Raw genomic sequence first — 16678 nt, 5'->3', positions numbered from 1 at the left:
GTTTCCCCCCGACCCCGTACCGCCCGCGCCGACGCCGCCGCCCGGCCCGCCGGACCCGGTGCCGCCGACGCCCGTGCCGCAGCCGGGTCCGCCGGGCCCCGAACCGGGTCCCGCCCCCGGTCCCGTACCGACTCCGACGCCGCCACCGCACCCCGGGCCGCCGCCACCCGGGCCGCCGCCCGGCCCGGCACCGGACCCGGTGCCCAAGCCGCCCGGCCCCGACCCGGTCCCCGGACCCGAACCGGAGCCCGGCCCGGCCAGCTGAGCGCGGGCGGAGCGCGAGCCGGGCGCCGGCTGACGTCAGGCGTCCACCTCCGAGCGGTCACCGCCCCAGAGGGTGTGGAACGAGCCCTCCCGGTCGGTGCGCCGGTAGCTGTGCGCCCCGAAGAAGTCCCGCTGCCCCTGCGTGAGGGCAGCGGGCAGCCGGGGCGCCCGCAGCGCGTCGTAGTACGCGAGCGCCGCCGAGAGCCCCGGCGCCGGCACGCCCCGCCGCGCCGCGGCCGCCACCACCGCGCGCCAGTCGTCCTGGGCCGCCCCGATCTCCTCCGCGAAGCCCCGGTCGGCCAGCAGGCTCACCAGCCCCGGCCGCGCGGCGTACGCGCCCCGGACCCGGTCCAGGAACGCCGCCCGGATGATGCAGCCCGCCCGCCACAACCCCGCCACCGCGCCCAGGTCCACCTCCCACCCGTACGTCTCGCCGCCCGCCCGGATCTGGTCGAAGCCCTGCGTGTACGAGACGATCTTCGACGCGTACAGCGCCTGCTCCACCTGCCCGGCGAAGCGCGCCGCCCCGGCCTCGTCCAGCGGCTCCACCGAGGGCCCCGGCAGGCCCCGTGACACCGCGCGCAGCTCCGCGTGCCCCGACAGCGACCGCGCGAACACCGCCTCCGCGATCCCCGGCACCGGAACGCCCAGGTCCAGCGCCATCTGCACCGTCCACCGCCCGGTTCCCTTCTGCTCCGCCCGGTCGGCCACGACGTCGACGAACGGTTTCCCGGTCGCCGCGTCCGGGTGCGCCAGCACCTCCGCCGTGATCCCGATCAGGTACGAGTCCAGGCGCCCGGCGTTCCAGGCACGGAACGTCCCGGCGATCCTCGCCGGGGAGTAGCCCGCCACCTCGCGCAGCAGGTGGTAGGCCTCGCCGATCAGCTGCATGTCGGCGTACTCGATGCCGTTGTGCACCATCTTCACGAAGTGGCCCGCCCCGTCCGGCCCGATGTGGGACACGCACGGCGTGCCGTCCGGCGCCTTGGCGGCGATCCGCTCCAGCAGCGGGCCGAGGGACTCGTACGACTCGGCCGGCCCGCCCGGCATGATGCTCGGCCCGTGCAGCGCGCCCTCCTCACCGCCCGAGATGCCCGCGCCGACGAAGTGGATGCCGCGCTCCCGCAGCTCGCTCTCGCGCCGCCGCGTGTCGGTGAAGTGCGCGTTGCCGCCGTCGATGATGACGTCACCCGGCTCCAGCAGCGGTGCGAACTCCTCGATCACCGAGTCCGTCGGCTCGCCCGCCTTCACCATGACGACGAGCCGGCGCGGCCGCTCCAGCGCCGCGACGAACTCCTCGGCGCTCCTCGCCGCCACGAAGGTGCCCTCACCGCCGAACTCCTCGACCAGCGCCCGCGTCCTCGGATACGTCCGGTTGTGCACGGCGACCGTCAGACCATTGCGGGCGAAGTTGCGCGCGAGGTTGCGGCCCATGACCGCGAGCCCGGTGACGCCGATCTGGGCAGTGCCGCTCATCTGTGTACTCCTGGATTCCGGTGGGCTTTCGTGCCCGCGTACGCCTGCATACGCGCCGCGCGAGCAGGACGTTCACCGCCGAGCGTCCAACCGCCCGCCCCTCACGGGGATTTGACGCCCCACGCGCCCCCTTGTCACGGCCTGTCAGGTACCTCTAGCTTGGGCGGCTGCTGACGTGTGCAAGGGGGGACCGACCCATGGCCGTACGCGGACGACACCGCCGGTATCAGCCGAGCCGTATCAACCGGGCATCGCTCACCGTCACGGCGAGCGGCGCCGGGATGGCGCTGCCGCTGATAGGGGCGGGTTCGGCGCACGCGGCGTCGGTGGACGTCTGGGAGAAGGTCGCGGCCTGCGAGTCCACCAACAACTGGAAGATCAACACCGGCAACGGCTACTACGGCGGACTCCAGTTCACCCAGTCGACCTGGGAGGCGTACGGCGGCACGCGCTACGCGCCGCGCGCCGACCTCGCCACCAAGGACCAGCAGATCGCGATCGCCGAGAAGGTGCTCAAGGGGCAGGGCCCGCGCGCCTGGCCCACCTGCTCGGTCAAGGCGGGCCTCACCCGCGGCGGCGACGCGCCCGATATCGCACCGCGGCCGAAACCCGCGGCGAAGGCGCCCGCGACCCCCACCACCGTTCCCGGGCAGCGCGAGAGCTACACCGTGGCGCGGGGCGACTCCCTGTCGGGCATCGCCGAGGCGGAGAAGGTCAGGGGCGGCTGGCAGCGGCTGTACGCCGACAACCGCACGGTCATCGGCAGTGACCCCGACCTCATCATGCCGGGCCAGAGACTGGCGCTGCGTACGACAGCCCCGAAGCCCGCGACACCGAAGCCCGCCACCGCGAAGCCGGCCGCGCCGAAGCCCGCGACGCCCAAGCCCGCCACCGCGAAGCCCGCCACCGCCAAGCCCGCGACGGCCGAGCCCGCCACCGCCAAGCCCCGGACCGCCGGCTTCAGCGCGCCCGTCGACGCCGGGCCCAGCACCGCCTACCGCAAGGCCGGTGCCGCCTGGTCCAGCGGCTACCACACCGGCGTCGACTTCCCCGTCCCCACCGGTACCGCCGTGAAGGCCGTGGCACCCGGCCGGGTCGTGTCCGCCGGCTGGGGCGGCGCGTACGGGTACCAGGTCGTCATCCGGCACGAGGACGGCAAGTACAGCCAGTACGCCCACCTCTCCGCGCTCACCGTCCGCGAAGGGCAGCGGGTCAGCAGCGGCCAGCGGATCGCCCGGTCGGGGTCGACCGGCAACAGCACCGGTCCGCACCTCCACTTCGAGGTGCGTACGGGGCCGGGCTACGGCTCCGACATCGACCCCCTCGCCTACCTCAGGTCGGGCGGCGTACGGCTCTGAGGCCACCGCGTCGTACAGGGAGTACGGCACCGTGGCCGTGGCGCCGCTCGCCCCGGCCGGGCAGGGTGCGCCGCCCTCGCCGGGCGTACGTCGTGGTGCCCGTCAGCGCGGTGACCGGCGTGGCGCTGCCCGAGCTCGTCGGCGTGGCCTTCCCGGGTGACCGCCGCTCGCCTGGACCCCGATCGCGCTGACCGTGTCCGCGCTCAGCTCGTCTCGCGTACGGGAGGCAACGGACGGAGCACCGGAGAGGCGGCGGACGGCCGCGCCGCCGCCCTCGCCGCCGCGTTGCTCACACTCGGCCGACCGTTTGGCGGCGGGGCCCTCCACTGACGTAAAGTTCGGCTTTTGAAAGCTTTGAAAAGTAAACGCGGCATACGAGTGATCGAGGAACGGCAAGGGCCATGACGGTGACTGAAGAGAACCAGGCGTACGGGCCGGGAATCGACCCCGAGCGCCTGGCCGTCTGCCTGAGCGTCCTGGAAGAGCTCGACACGCTGGACGTGGACCACCCGGACGCCATCGCCGTCCGCCGCGCCACGGCCGGCATCTACCGCTCCGTGAAGCAGCGTCGCCGCCAGGAGCGCCGGGCCGCCAAGACCGCCCACGACAAGGCGGTCACCGAGGCCACCGCGACCGGCTCGGCCGAGCGGATCGACGACGAGACGCAGGGCCTGCTGCCGTCCTCCTCCGTCAGCGGCGAGATCGCGGGCATACTCCAGCGCCCCCGCTCCTGCTACATCTGCAAGACCCGGTACGTCGAGGTCGACGCCTTCTACCACCAGCTGTGCCAGAAGTGCGCCGCCGAGAACCGGGCCCGACGCGACGCCCGTACCGACCTGACCGGCCGGCGCGCCCTGCTCACCGGCGGCCGCGCCAAGATCGGCATGTACATCGCGCTGCGGCTGCTGCGTGACGGTGCCCACACCACCATCACCACCCGTTTCCCCAACGACGCGATCCGCCGCTTCAAGGCGATGCCGGACAGCGACGAGTGGATCCACCGTCTGAAGATCGTCGGCATCGACCTGCGCGACCCGGCGCAGGTCGTCGCCCTCGCCGACTCGGTCGCCGCCGAGGGCCCGCTGGACATCCTGATCAACAACGCGGCGCAGACCGTACGCCGCTCCCCGCAGGCGTACAGCGAGCTGCTCGCCGCCGAGTCCGCCCCGCTGCCGGCGGGCGAGCTGCCGCCCGCCGAGGTCATCGGCACCTTCGGGAGCGGTGCCGTGGAGACCATGGCCGCGCTGCCCGGCCCGCGCAACGGCGAGGGTCTGACCGCGCAGGACGTCACCGACCTCGCCCTGGTGAGCGGTTCCGCGTCGCTGGAGCGCATCGCCGCGGGCACCGCGATCGACGCGGGCGGCCTGGTGCCGGACCTGCACGACACCAACAGCTGGATCCAGACCGTTTCCGAGGTCGATCCGGTGGAACTCCTCGAAGTCCAGCTGTGCAACTCCACCGCGCCGTTCATCCTCATCAGCCGGCTCCGCCGGTCCATGGCCGCCTCCTCGGCGAGGCGTACGTACGTGGTGAACGTCTCCGCCATGGAGGGCGTCTTCAGCCGGGGCTACAAGGGCGCCGGGCATCCGCACACCAACATGGCGAAGGCCGCGCTCAACATGCTCACGCGCACCAGCGCCCAGGAGATGTTCGAGTCCGACCGCATCCTGATGACCGCGGTCGACACCGGCTGGATCACCGACGAGCGCCCGCACCCCGACAAGATGCGGCTCGCCGAGGCGGGTTTCCACGCCCCGCTGGACCTCATCGACGGCGCGGCCCGGGTCTACGACCCGATCGTGCGCGGTGAGACGGGCGAGGACCTGTACGGCTGCTTCCTGAAGGACTACGCGCCCTCGAAGTGGTGACCGTCACCCGGCGCCGTCCCTCGTGACCGGAAGCGGGCAACGTGTCCGGAACGCGCCTATGTGACGCGTTCCATCGAGCAGAAGCGCGCTCATTTGGTTAACCTGAAGCGAACGGCCCGCCGCCAGGGATCCACGAAACCCCCTCAGGCGGGCCTCGGGGACAAGCCTGCCACCAAGGCTGCGTTTCCGCCCGAGTACCGGCGCCACCGCGACCGAACGGCAGTACATGTCCTCATAGGTTCGCGACACGAAGGAGTGCGCGGTGACACCAGAACTCATCAAGCAGGAGCAGCGGCCGGCGGAACACGGCGAACGATCCGCCGGGCCCGACACCCTCGGCAGCCTCGAAGTGTGGGCCCGTTCGGCCCCGATCCGGCTGGCCGGTTACGAGGAAGACCTCGCCGAGCCGCACATCCTGCCCGGCATCGACTGATCGCGGTCCGATCCGCACCGTGCGCCCCCGTGCCCCCCGCCCCTGAAGGGCGGGGGGCACGCGCATATCGGCGGGGCGCTCAGGACAGCCGGGTGGGCGGCAGGAATTCCCGTACGTAGGTCCGGTGCCACCAGGCGCCGGTCTCCCGCAGTTCGCGCCAGGTCGTGAAGCGGTAGCGGTAGAGCCTGGCGCGGATCCGTACGGGAGGGGCGTCGGGGAAGGGGTTGTGGCGCAGCAGCCGCAGCGTGTCGCGGTCCCCTTCGAGCAGCCGCTCCACGAACGGCGCGAACCAGGAGTGCGCGTACGCGGGGGAGAGCGCCGCGAACCACATCATCCAGTCGAGGCGCAGATGGTACGGGGCGTACTGGCGCGGCAGCCGCCGTACGTCGCCGGGCTTGCCCTTGAACTCGTACTCCCGCCACACCGTGCCCGGGTGGACGGTCGGCTCGTCGGTGCCCTCGATGACGATCTCGTGCCGGACGCGGCCGACCGTGCCGAAGGCCCCGTAGGTGTTGACCAGGTGCAGGGGGTCGAAGGAGCGGTTCATGGCCTGGTGGCGGGAGAGCAGGTTGCGGGCCGGACGCCGGCTCAGGACGACGATCAGAGCGGTGACGGCGAGGACGAGGATCCCGTACCAGAGCGGGGGGTGGGGCAGGGCGGGCGCGTCGACGACGAGGGAGCCGTCCACGGCGGACAGGGCGAGGACGATCGTGATCCAGTTCAGCCAGGAGAAGTTGCCCGACAGCACCAGCCAGAGCTGGGTGAGGACGACGAGACCCGCCGCCGCGCTCGCCACCGGCTGCGGGGTGAAGAGCAGGACCGGGACGACCAGCTGCGTCACATGGTTGGCCGCGACCTCCACGCGGTGCAGGGGCTTGGGGAGGTGGTGGAAGAACCAGCTCAGCGGCCCCGGCATCGGCTGGGTCTCGTGGTGGTAGTACAGGCAGGTCAGATCGCGCCAGCAGGCGTCGCCCCGCAGCTTGATCAGCCCCGCCCCGAACTCCACCCGGAACAGCAGCCAGCGCAGCAGGAACAGGATCAGGATCGGCGGAGCCGTGTCCTCGTTGCCGAGGAAGACGGCGAGGAAACCCGTCTCCAGGAGGAGCGATTCCCAGCCGAACCCGTACCAGGTCTGCCCGACGTTCACGATGGACAGGTACAGCGCCCACAGCACCGCCCACATCAGCATGCAGACGGCGAGCGGCACCGCGTCGCCCGCCCCCGCGATCAGCGCGAGCGACAGCGCCGCCCCGGCCCAGGCGCAGAGCGCGAAGAACCGGTCCGAGTAGTGCAGATGGAAGACGCTGGGCGCCACCCGGGGCGGAACCCGGCGCAGGTACGCCGGCACCGGCAGCATGCCGCGCTCGCCGATCAGCGCCCGGAACTGCAGGGCGGCGCAGAGGAACGCGACCAGATAGACCCCGGCGAGCGCCCGCTGGAAGACCAGCCTGCTCAGCCAGTAGTCGGACGAGGCGAACCAGAACCACTCCATCGGTCCCAGTATCGGCCGACGGTCAGCCCGCGGCGATCTTTCGCAGCGTACGGCCGAGGTGCCGTGCGTAGGCGCGCTGGAGTACGGGTACGACGGGCCCGGCGGCCCACGTGTACCAGCGGGCGGGCCGGCTGAACGCGGTCACGGTGAACCACACCGAACCGTCCGTCCGCCGCTCGGCCACGAACGCCTCCTCACCGCTCTCGGGGTGCCCGGTCAGCGTGCCGTACGCGAAGCCGACGCGGTCCTCGTCGTACACGGTCCACACCACCTCGCACGGCGCGGCGACCTCGAACGGCCCGGCGCCGAGCGCTATCTCGACCACCGTGCCCGGCTCGGCCCGTACGCCGTCGGCACGCACGCGTGCGCCCGACCGGCGGTGCATCGCCCAGGTGGTGACGGCCGCGCCCGCCGCCTGGAAGACGTCCTGGCCGTGGCCGATCAGGGTCTCGTGGCGCAGGTGGTGGTAGCCGGCGGGGAGGGGGCGGGTGCGGGTGGCGCCGACGTCCGGGTAACTGAACCCGCGAGGGGCGGGCGCGGTGGCGAGGGGGGTGCCGAGGCTGCGTATCAGGCGCGTCATGCCGGGGTCTCCTTGAGTCGTGGCGCCGGTCGTCGTGGCGCCGGCCGTCGTGGTTCCGCTCGTCGTGGTGCCAGTCGTCGCCAGGCCAGTACCGAGCAGAGTGCGAAACCGAGCGCGTTGCCGAGGCCGTGGGTGGCGGCCATCCAGGCCAGGTTCGGGTGGGGCAGGCCGGTCGCCTCGCCGAGCGCCCAGCTCAGCGCCAGCAGCATGGTCGCGACCAGGACGGCGGCCGAGACGGCGAGCAGTGCGCGGGTGGACCGGTCGTGTCCCTCGGTGGCGATGTCGCGCCAGGTGAGCAGGGCGACGGCCCACATCCCGGCGGTCAGGACGAGCGCCCCGGCCAGTTCGGCCCAGTCGTCCAGGAAGTAGCCGAGGAGGACGAGGAGGGTCCCCAGCGGCACGCTGAGCGCGGCGAACCGGGCCGCAGGGCGGTCCACCGTGCGGCAGACCAGCCCGGCCACCAGGGCGGCGGCGAAGCCGGCGAAGTGGAAGTGCGGGACGGTGAGCGCCAGGATGTCCAGGTCGAACCCGAACAGCCGGTGCCCGAGCCGCTCGGCGACCAGGGCGAGCGCGGCGACCGAGGGGCTCGCGAGGGCGGTGAGGACGGCGATCTCGGCGGGCGCCACCGACCGCGTACGGAGCAGGCGGCGCGGGGCGTGCAGGGCGAGGACGACGGTGCCGAGCGCGTAGCAGACGGCGAGCGTGGCGGCGGGGGCGCCGCGCGGCAGCCACAGGCAGAGGGCTCCCGGCACGGCGAACAGCGGCCAGGCGCGGCGTACGCGGTCGAGTTCGGGGGCGTCCATCAGGCGCAGGCCCGCTGGGACGATCACCAGCATGCCGAGCGCCACGATCAGGCCGACCAGTACGGACACCCCGCCCACCCCCTTCGCTTGAACGTGTTCAATTGCCGAGCGTAGGGCTTTCTTTGAACGTGTTCAAGTCGCGAGTGGGTGGGGTCCTTCCGGTTGCGGGCGGGTCCAGGATCCGGCAGACATGAACCGCCGGGCATGAACGACAGAAGGGCGGGAGGTCCGCGTGCGCTCACCGATACGTCGCCGCCGGTACGCCGTGCTCGCCAGGCCGGCCGCACTGCTGCTCGCCGCCGGTCTCCTGGTCGCCGGCTGCGGCGGCGACGGCAAGGGCGGCACGCGTGCGGCGGTGAACGCCGACGAGGTCCACCTCCAGCCGGCCGGCGCCCCCGGACCCCATCCCTTCACCGCGTCGACGGTCCGCCCCTCACCCGGTACGCCCACCTCGCCGCCGCCCCGGCAGGCCGTGGACGGCCCCGGCCCGCGTACCCTCCCCGGGTCCACGCCCGGCCTCTACGGCGCCGAGCGCTCCGTCCCCAGCTGTGACGTCGAGCGGCAGCTGCGCCTCCTGACCGCCGACGACACCAAGGCGCGCGCCTTCGCACAGGCCGCCGGGATCGGCCCCGCCGGCATCGCGCCCTGGCTCCGTGGCCTCACCCCCGTGGTGCTGCGCGCGGACACCCGCGTCACCGGTCACGGCTACCGCGACGGCTCCGCCGCGCCGTTCCAGTCCGTCCTCCAGGCCGGCACGGCGGTGCTGGTGGACCAGTACGGCGCGCCGCGCGTGCGGTGTGCGTGCGGGAACCCGCTGCGGTCGCCGGTCGTCGCCCAGGGGGCCACGGTCGACAAGGGCACGCCCTGGCCCGGCTACCACCCCGGGCGGGTGGTGGCCATCACGCCCACCCAGCAGGTGGTCCACAGCCTGATCGTCGTGAACGTCCTGGACAACACCTGGCTCGAACGCCTCACGGGCAGCGGCGGTGAACAGGACAAGCAGCCCGAGGTGCCGCCCCCGTACGCCCCTGGCGAGCGTGACCTCGTGGCTCCGCCGGTGCCGGCCGACTGCCCGACCGAGCCGGGCGGCACCCGGCCGGTCCCGCCCGGCTGCCCCACCCCGCCGCCGCCCCCGCCGCCCCCGGTCCCGCCCACACCGGACGGCCCGGGCGGCCCGGCGGCCCAGGCGGAACCCCCGGCCGTCCGGGAGGAACCCCCGGCCGGCCCGGACGAACCCCCGGCCGGCCCGGACGAACCCCCGGCCGTCCCGGAGGAACCCCCGGCCGCCCCGGACGACCCCGGCGACGCGTCGGACCCCGTCGTACCGCCCGACGCCCCCGTACCGGACAGTCCCGGCGGGCCGGACCAGGCCGGGCAGCCGCAGGACATGCCCTTCGAGCCGGATCTGTACGAGGGCTGATGGTCACCTCCCTCGCCCGCCTCCCGCCCCCGTAACCGGTCGAAAAACCCGACAAATGATGGCAGAGTGGCCCCATGGTTGATCCGGCAGCGGATGCCCTGTCGCTCCCCGAGGACTGGCCCGCCCACCCGGATCTGAGCCTGTCCCTCAACCGCATGGGCAGCTTCGACTGGGACCTCGACACAGGGCTCATGCACATGGACCAGACCGCCCTCGACGTGTTCCAGGTGGACGTCACCGAGTACGACGGGCGGCCCGAGAGCCTGGCCTCCCGCGTCCCGCCCAGCGAGTCCATCCGCCTCGACGGGATGGTGGCGCAGGCCCTCAAGAGCGGCGGCACGCACTACGGCGCCTACTTCCGTATCCGAACCCGTGACGGCTCCCTGCGCTGGACGCACACCCAGGGGTTCATCCGGCGGGACGAGACGGGCCGCCCGCGCCGCATCATCGGCATCGTCCGCGACGCCACGCAGGAGCTCGCCGAGTCGACCGCCCGGCGCGAGGTCGACGAGGAGCGGCGCCGCCAGACCAGCGTGGTGGAGTCCACCACCGCCGCCCTGGCCCACGCCCGGACCGTCCAGGACGTCATCGACGTCCTGAAGGACTCGCACGGCCTGGAGCACCTCGGCGCCACCAGTGTGGTGATGGGGCTGCTGGAGGCGGGCCGCATCCACCTGGTCGCCGACGGGCCGGAGGGCTCCTTCGTCCCGGGCACCCGCTACACCCGGGTGGACGAGCAGTACCCGATGAGTGAGGTCGTCCGTACCCTCGCGCCCCGTTTCATCGAGTCACCCGAGGACTTCGCCACCAGCTACCCCATACTCTGGCCGCACATCAGCGGCCTCGGGATCACCTCCGCCGCCTATCTCCCGCTGATCGCCCAGGCCCGGCCCATCGGTGCGCTCGGCCTGCTCTACAACGACAAGAACGGCTTCACCCCGGAGGACCGCAACGTCCTCGTCGCGCTCGGCAGCAGCATCGCGCAGAGCCTCCAGCGCGCCATGCTCTTCGAGCAGGAGCACGACCTCGCCGAAGGGCTGCAGCAGGCCATGCTGCCGCGCCGCATCCCCGAGGTCCCCGGCGCGCAGATCGCCGTCCGCTACCGCTCCGCCCGGCTGGGCCGGGACATCGGCGGCGACTGGTACGACATCATCCCGCTGCCCGGCGGCCGGGTAGGCGCCGTGATCGGGGACGTCCAGGGGCACGACACCCACGCCGCCGCCGTGATGGGACAGCTGCGCATCGTGCTGCGGGCGTACGCGGCGGAGGGACACACTCCGGCCACCGTGATGGCGCGTGCCTCCTCCTTCCTGCACGAGCTGGACACCGACCGGTTCGCCACCTGTACGTACCTGGAGGCCGACCTGGCGACCGGCGTGGTGCAGGTGGTGCGGGCGGGGCACGTCGACCCGCTGCTGCGGGACACCGACGGCAGCTGCCGCCGCGTGCCGGTGCAGGGCGGGATGCCGCTCGGCCTGTCGGCGGAGTTCGGGCGGCTCGACTACCCCGTCAGCATCCTGGAACTGGACCCGGGCCAGGCGCTGCTGCTGTACACCGACGGGCTCGTCGAGCAGCCGGGTGCCGACCTCGACGAGGGCATGCAGTGGCTCGCCGCGCTGGTACGCAACGGGCCGGACGACCTCCAGCGGCTCGCCGACCACCTGTGCGAGGTGGTCGACGAGCACGGTGGGGAGGACGACGTCGCCATCCTGCTGCTGCGCCGGCAGGGCGGTTACACCCCGCAGGCCGGCGGGCGGCTGCAGCAGCACGTGGCGCAGAGCGACCCGGAGGCGCTGAGCTCGGCCCGGCACATGATCAGGGCGGCGGTCCGGGCGTGGGGCGCGGGGCAGCGGGCCGACGAGATCGAGCTGGTCGCCGACGAGCTGATCACCAACGCGCTGCTCCACACCGACGGCGGGGCGATCGTCACCCTGCGGATGCTGGCCGGGCACGAACGGCGGCTGCGGGTCGAGGTCGAGGACCGCTCCAGCGCTCTGCCGCGCCGCCGTGAGGCGGGGCTGTCGGGCGTCTCGGGCCGGGGACTGCTGCTGGTCGACCGGCTGACCGATGTGTGGGGCGTGGACTCGCGCGGCAGCGGAAAGTGCGTCTGGTGCGAGTTCAGGATGCAGGGCAGACCGGAAATTTAATGGACATCGACTGTTAACTGTAAGTGAAGAGATCGTACTTGACCGTAACCGATCGATGGCGTTTGACTGCTGTTCCGTAGCCTTCCATGGCCCTCCACGACATGGGGATCCCTTGAGCAGTGAGCTGCTGGCACCTCTCGACCTGGCCTTCTGGCACCTGGAGACGGCCGACCACCCCATGCACCTGGGCGCCCTCGCCCGCTTCGACCCCGGCCCCGGCGACCCCGGCGACATCCTGGAGCTGCTCGCCGAGCGGGCCGCCGCCATCCCCCGGCTGCGGATGCGGGTCCGCGACGTCCTGCTCCCGGTCGGCGGCGCCGCCTGGCACGTCGACAAGACCTTCGACGTACGCCGCCATGTCCGGCGCGTCCAGCTCCCCGACAGTGGGTGCGACGTCATCACCCAAGCCACCCGGCTCGCCGGTGAGCTGATGGAACGGCCCCTCGAACGCGGGCTGCCGCCCTGGGAGATGTACCTGCTGACCGGGGCGCCTGGCGGCCCCTTCGCCGTGCTCGTCAAGCTCCACCACGCGCTCGCCGACGGGATGCGCGCGGTCGCCATCGGCGCCGGCATCTTCGACGAGATCGCCGGCGCCCGCACCCCCGGCCGCCGCCGCCCGCGCCCCGTACCGCCCCGCTCCTGGCTGCCCGGCCCGCTGAACGTCGCGGGCGCCGCGCGCGGCCGCATCGAGGAGCTCGGCCGCGCCCTGGGCGTCGGCGCCTCCGTCGTACGCGCCAGCCGCCTCGACCCGCGCGGCACGCCCGCGCTCACCGCCGGCTCCAGCGGGACGCGGCGCCTGGCCACCGCCGACCTGGACCTGGAGGAGGTGCGGCGGGTCCGCCGGGTCGCGGGCGGCACCGCCAACGACGTCCTGCTCGCGGTCACCGCCGGAGCGCTGCGCCGGTGGATGCTGGAGCGGGGAGAGCCGCTGCCCACGGTGGACCCGCGCGCCCTCGTGCCGGTCTCCCGGCGGAGGCCCGGCGGCGCACCCGGCCCGGGCAACACCTTCTCCGCGTACCTCCTCGACCTGCCCCTCTCCGACCCCGACCCACTGAGCCGGCTGGGCTCCGTACGCCGCGGCATGGACCGCAACAAGGCCGCCGGACCCACGCGCGGCGCCGGGGCGGTCGCCGTGCTCGCCGACCAACTGCCGCCGCTCGCCCACCGGTTCGGCGCGCCGCTGGCCCAGGGAGCGGCGCGGATGCTGTTCGACGTCCTGGTCACCAATGTGCCGCTGCCGCGCTCCAGGCTCTCCCTCGGCGGCTGCCCGCTGCGCGCCCTCCACCCCATGGCCCCGCTCGCACGCGGCCAGGCGCTCGCCGTGGCGATGTCCCCGTACGGCGGACAGGTGCACATCGGGCTCGTCGCCGACGGCAAGGCCGTCCCGGACGTGGACCGGCTCGCCGCCGCGATCCACGACGAACTGGCGGAGCTGGTGAAGGCGACCGACGGGCCGGCCTGACCCTTCGCAACCGGCCGGGGCGGCGAGCCGGGACGCCCTGCGGCACGCTGGAACCATGCCAGAACTGCCCGAGGTCGAAGCCCTCCGCGAGTTCCTCGACGAGAACCTGGTGGGCAAGGAGATCGCCCGCGCCCTGCCCGTCGCCGTCAGCGTCCTCAAGACGTACGACCCGCCGCTGTCCGCGCTCGACGGCACCACCGTCACCGCCGTCGAGCGGTACGGCAAGTTCCTCGACATCACCGCCGACGGGCTCCATCTGCTGATCCACCTCGCCCGGGCCGGCTGGCTCCAGTGGCGGGACGTCCTGCCCTCCGGGCCGCCACGCCCCGGCAAGGGCCCGCTCGCGCTGCGCGTCGCGCTCACCGGCGGCGACGGCTTCGACCTCACCGAGGCCGGCACCACCAAGCGCCTCGCCGTCCACCTCGTCCACGACCCCGCCGACGTCCCGGGCGTCGCCCGCCTCGGCCCCGACCCGCTCGCCGCCGGCTTCGACCGGGACGCCTTCGCCGCCCTGCTCACCGGCGAACGGCGACAGCTCAAGGGCGCCCTGCGCGACCAGAGCCTGATCGCGGGCATCGGCAACGCGTACAGCGACGAGGTCCTGCACGCCGCCCGGATGTCCCCCTTCAAGCCCGTACAGAACCTCACCGACGAGGAGACCACCACGCTGTACGAGGCGATGCGCACCACCCTGAGCGAGGCCGTGGAGCGCTCGCACGGAGTGGCCGCCGGCCGCCTCAAGGCCGAGAAGAAGAGCGGGCTGCGCGTCCACGGCCGTACCGGCGAGGCGTGTCCCGTCTGCGGCGACACCATCCGGGAGGTGTCGTACAGCGACTCGTCGCTCCAGTACTGCCCCACCTGCCAGACCGGCGGCAAGCCCCTCGCCGACCGCCGCCTGTCCCGCCTGCTGAGGTAGGTGCTGCTGAAGTAGGTTCAGGGCCGTACCGACACCAGCCGCTCGCCCTCCACGGTCCGTACCTCCAGCCGCTCGATCTCGCCGAGCCGCAGCGCGATCCCGCCCTCCATCACCGGCTCGTCGCCCTCCTCCGTCGCCCACGTCATGACCGGCCACGCCCGGCCGTCCGTCCCGACGACCACGAGTTCGCACACGTGAGACCCCGGCACCCCGGCCACCTTCAGCGCCACCTCCGTGCCCCACTCCCGCTCCCGCAGCGCCACCGACGCCGACGTCCCGGTCGCCGTGTCCGTCGCCGCGGCCCGCCGTACCCCCGGATCGCCGGCGCCCGGGCCGGGGGAGGCCAGCAGGACGGCGCCCGGCACCGCGACCGCGAGCGCCGCGGCCACCCCGACGACGCGCGAGCGCCACCGCCGCGCCCGCGGCCGGCGTACCCGCCGACGAGAACGCGCCGCCACCGGGCGCGGCCCGAGCGGCCGCAGCGGCTCCCGGCCGGCAAGCTGCGCGAGCGCCGACGCGGCGAAGGAGAAGTCCACGAGCCCGGCCGTGCAGGTCACGCACCGCGCCAGGTGCTTCTCGCACGCGAGGGCGTCCGCCGGTTCCAGCACGCCCAGCGCATAGGCGGCGACATCGTGATGCCGCTCCCGCAGACTCATGGGGGTGCCTCATTCCCGCGTACGCGTCCGTGTGCCGTGTGCTTCCGCGAAGCAGCGCGGGAAGCCTTACGCCAGGGAGTACGCATCCGAGCCGTTCCTCGCTCAATCGGCCCACCTCTACACTCCGCACCATGGTTCGCGTACTGGCCGTCGACGACGAGAAGCCCGCTCTCGAAGAGCTGCTCTACCTCCTCCGCTCCGACCCGAGGGTGCGCAGCGCGGAGGGCGCCACCGACGCGACCGAGGCGCTGCGCCGCATCGGCCGCGCCCTCGAAGCGGGACCCGACGGCGAGGAGGCCATCGACGTCGTCTTCCTCGACATCCACATGGCCGGGCTCACCGGCCTCGACATCGCCCGGCTGATAGCCGGGTTCGCCAGGCCCCCGCTGATCGTCTTCGTCACCGCCCACGAAGGGTTCGCCCTCCAGGCCTTCGACCTCAAGGCCGTCGACTACGTCCTCAAGCCGGTCCGCAGGGAACGCCTGGCCGAGGCCGTACGCCGGGTCCGCGACCTCGCCGAACCCGCGACCGCCGGTACGGCGACCGAACAGATCCCGGTCGAACTGGGCGGCGTCACCCGGTTCGTGTCCGTCGACGACATCGCGTACGTCGAGGCGCAGGGCGACTACGCGCGGCTGCACACCGACGAGGGCAGCCACCTCGTCCGCATCCCGCTGTCCACGCTGGAGGAGCGGTGGGCGGCGCGTGGCTTCGTACGGATCCACCGCAGCCACCTCGTCGCGCTGCGCCGAATCGACGAACTGCGCCTCGACGCCGGGACGACCACCGTCCGGGTCGGCCGCGCCGAACTCGCCGTCAGCCGCCGCCACGCCCGCCAGCTGCGCGACCTCCTGATGCGCCAGGCACGCGGCTGACACCGCCCCGCCGGCCGGGGTCGCGAGCCACCGGGGGCCGCGGGGCCGACCGCTCGACGCGTGGTCCGTGCCGTTCGGCGACCGGCGGCCGGCCGAACTCCGCCAGGCGCGGCGTGCGGCGCCTACCCTTGATCACCGGAGAGGGGGCCGGACCGTGACCGTCGAGATCGAGGCGCTGCTCGCCGAACTGCGCGCCCTGCCGGACCTCCGGCCGGGCGGCCCGCGCGAGGCGGAGGCGCTGCTCGCCGGGGTCAAGAGCGCCGCCGGACGCTGGGCCGACGTGCTGTACGAAATCCAGGAGTCGACGCACGGGCTGGTCGGGCCCCGCACGGCCGCCGCGCTGGAGGTGGCGTTCCGCCGGGCCGAGGAGTCCTACGTCGAGCTGGAGATCGCGCTCGGCGACGCCGGCCGGCGGACCGGCAGCTGACCCGAAACCGGGGTCTACCTTCGGTAATGGCTTCTGCGTAGACTCCACCATCCGAGCCAGCCGCCCCCGCCGACCACCCCGGCCGAGCCCACCCACGGACGCCGATGCCCGCAGCCCAGCAGCCCCCGCGCCGCCCCCGCCGCGAGACGGTCACCGGTGTGCCGCGCTCCGCCCGCCGCCCCCCGGGCCACGCGCCCGCCCGCTCGGAGATCAGCGAGCAGACCACCCTCGGCCACACCTACGTACGGTCCCTGATGCGCAGCCAGTTGCGCGCCGCGCTCTACGCGCTCGGCACCCTCGCCCTGCTCATCGGCTCGCTGCCCCTGCTGTTCACCCTCCCGGCGGCCCTCGGGCGCGGCACCGCCCAGCCGTTCGTCTGGGCCGTCCTCGGCGTCGGCACGTACCCCGTCGTCTGGCTCATCGCCCGCTGGTACGTCCGCCGCGCCGAGCGCAACGAACGCGACTTCACCGGCCTCGTGGAAGGCCGCTGAACCGGATGGG

General features: G+C 73.6%; 15 protein-coding genes. 10 read left to right on the top strand and 5 right to left on the bottom strand.

Features of this window, described 5'->3' with window-relative positions:
- Positions 1–300: 300 nt before the first annotated feature.
- On the bottom strand, positions 301–1740 hold the full coding sequence (gene gndA, locus AMK26_RS33110) for an NADP-dependent phosphogluconate dehydrogenase (protein ID WP_073759558.1): 1440 nt from the start codon (positions 1738–1740) through the stop codon (positions 301–303).
- A gap of 197 nt (positions 1741–1937) precedes the next feature.
- On the opposite strand from gndA, the gene AMK26_RS33105 reads away from it, so the two are divergent.
- From AMK26_RS33105 to AMK26_RS37480, 3 genes are all read left to right on the top strand, one after another.
- Positions 1938–3098 carry a transglycosylase family protein gene (locus AMK26_RS33105; protein WP_073759556.1) on the top strand — a complete coding sequence of 387 codons (1161 nt, stop codon included), beginning with the start codon at positions 1938–1940 and terminating at the stop codon, positions 3096–3098.
- Between the two features lie 401 nt (positions 3099–3499).
- Positions 3500–4966 carry an SDR family NAD(P)-dependent oxidoreductase gene (locus AMK26_RS33100; RefSeq protein WP_073759554.1) on the top strand — a complete coding sequence of 489 codons (1467 nt, stop codon included), beginning with the start codon at positions 3500–3502 and terminating at the stop codon, positions 4964–4966.
- A 262-nt stretch (positions 4967–5228) separates the two neighbouring features.
- Complete coding sequence (locus AMK26_RS37480) at positions 5229–5399, top strand: hypothetical protein (RefSeq protein WP_198944229.1); 171 nt, start codon at positions 5229–5231, stop codon at positions 5397–5399.
- A 79-nt stretch (positions 5400–5478) separates the two neighbouring features.
- Here the strand turns inward: AMK26_RS37480 and AMK26_RS33095 are convergent, their stop codons facing one another.
- The 3 genes from AMK26_RS33095 to AMK26_RS33085 are packed head-to-tail and all read right to left on the bottom strand — an operon-like array spanning position 5479 to position 8343.
- Positions 5479–6891, bottom strand: a complete 1413-nt coding sequence (locus tag AMK26_RS33095; RefSeq protein ID WP_073759552.1) for a lipase maturation factor family protein — start codon at positions 6889–6891, stop codon at positions 5479–5481.
- Between the two features lie 22 nt (positions 6892–6913).
- Positions 6914–7471: a DUF1990 family protein gene (locus AMK26_RS33090; RefSeq protein WP_079277946.1), complete on the bottom strand. Its 558-nt coding sequence runs from the start codon at positions 7469–7471 to the stop codon at positions 6914–6916.
- Positions 7468–8343, bottom strand: a complete 876-nt coding sequence (locus tag AMK26_RS33085; RefSeq protein ID WP_073759912.1) for a YndJ family protein — start codon at positions 8341–8343, stop codon at positions 7468–7470. Before AMK26_RS33085 ends, AMK26_RS33090 begins: the two co-directional genes overlap by 4 nt.
- 163 nt (positions 8344–8506) lie before the next feature.
- Here AMK26_RS33085 and AMK26_RS37140 point away from each other — a divergent pair, with 163 nt between their 5' ends.
- From AMK26_RS37140 to AMK26_RS33065, 4 genes are all read left to right on the top strand, one after another.
- Positions 8507–9694 (top strand): DUF6777 domain-containing protein, encoded by a 1188-nt coding sequence (locus tag AMK26_RS37140; RefSeq protein WP_073759550.1) that lies wholly within the window; start codon positions 8507–8509, stop codon positions 9692–9694.
- A 74-nt stretch (positions 9695–9768) separates the two neighbouring features.
- Positions 9769–11841 carry a SpoIIE family protein phosphatase gene (locus AMK26_RS33075; protein WP_073759548.1) on the top strand — a complete coding sequence of 691 codons (2073 nt, stop codon included), beginning with the start codon at positions 9769–9771 and terminating at the stop codon, positions 11839–11841.
- Between the two features lie 112 nt (positions 11842–11953).
- Positions 11954–13303 (top strand): wax ester/triacylglycerol synthase family O-acyltransferase, encoded by a 1350-nt coding sequence (locus AMK26_RS33070; protein ID WP_073759546.1) that lies wholly within the window; start codon positions 11954–11956, stop codon positions 13301–13303.
- Between the two features lie 55 nt (positions 13304–13358).
- Entirely contained in the window at positions 13359–14219 is an 861-nt protein-coding gene (locus tag AMK26_RS33065; RefSeq protein ID WP_073759544.1) for an Fpg/Nei family DNA glycosylase, read from the top strand.
- A gap of 17 nt (positions 14220–14236) precedes the next feature.
- Here the strand turns inward: AMK26_RS33065 and AMK26_RS33060 are convergent, their stop codons facing one another.
- A complete protein-coding gene (locus tag AMK26_RS33060) occupies positions 14237–14875 on the bottom strand; it encodes a hypothetical protein (RefSeq protein ID WP_073759542.1) in 639 nt (212 codons plus the stop codon).
- Between the two features lie 131 nt (positions 14876–15006).
- On the opposite strand from AMK26_RS33060, the gene AMK26_RS33055 reads away from it, so the two are divergent.
- The 3 genes from AMK26_RS33055 (at position 15007) to AMK26_RS33045 (ending at position 16668) form a co-directional block, all read left to right on the top strand.
- The gene (locus tag AMK26_RS33055; RefSeq protein WP_073759540.1) at positions 15007–15750 is read left to right on the top strand and encodes a LytR/AlgR family response regulator transcription factor; all 744 of its coding nucleotides are present in this window, start codon (positions 15007–15009) and stop codon (positions 15748–15750) included.
- 154 nt (positions 15751–15904) lie between these two features.
- Complete coding sequence (locus AMK26_RS33050) at positions 15905–16177, top strand: hypothetical protein (protein ID WP_073759538.1); 273 nt, start codon at positions 15905–15907, stop codon at positions 16175–16177.
- A gap of 104 nt (positions 16178–16281) precedes the next feature.
- A complete protein-coding gene (locus AMK26_RS33045) occupies positions 16282–16668 on the top strand; it encodes a hypothetical protein (RefSeq protein ID WP_073759536.1) in 387 nt (128 codons plus the stop codon).
- Positions 16669–16678: the final 10 nt, after the last annotated feature.

Source organism: Streptomyces sp. CB03234, from assembly GCF_001905885.1.
Taxonomy (GTDB): Bacteria; Actinomycetota; Actinomycetes; order Streptomycetales; family Streptomycetaceae; genus Streptomyces.
Note: the sequence above shows the minus strand (reverse complement) of the source record. Positions and strands in the feature narration are given on the sequence as shown.